This window comes from Stenotrophomonas sp. SrG, assembly GCF_050031795.1.
GTDB lineage: Bacteria > Pseudomonadota > Gammaproteobacteria > Xanthomonadales > Xanthomonadaceae > Stenotrophomonas > Stenotrophomonas rhizophila_A.
This window is the reverse complement of record NZ_JBNBBE010000460.1, coordinates 1-256: the sequence shown is the minus strand read 5'-3', so window position 1 is coordinate 256 and position 256 is coordinate 1. Positions and strand designations below refer to the sequence as shown.

Genomic DNA, 256 nt, shown 5'->3' with positions numbered 1-256 from the left:
ATGATCGGCACCCAGCGCATCGGCGGGGTCCGCGTCGGCAGGGCGCTGGATGACGTGCAGGCCATGGAGCAGCGGGCCAACCTGACCCTGGGCGAGCGCCTGCAGCAGGGGGGCAAGCGCCACCTGGGCTGGCTGCTGCTGATGCTGGGCCTGCTGCTGGCCATCGGCGCGGGGGTCATCGTGGATGTGCAGCGCACCCGGGTCGGCCCGATCCGCGGGTTGGCCGCCGCCGCGCGCCAGCTTGAGGCGGGGGACT

General features: G+C 74.2%; 1 pseudogene. It reads left to right on the top strand.

Annotated features, from left to right (window positions below):
* Positions 1-256 (top strand): annotated as a pseudogene (locus ACQG3P_RS20485) (hypothetical protein); the annotation flags it as partial.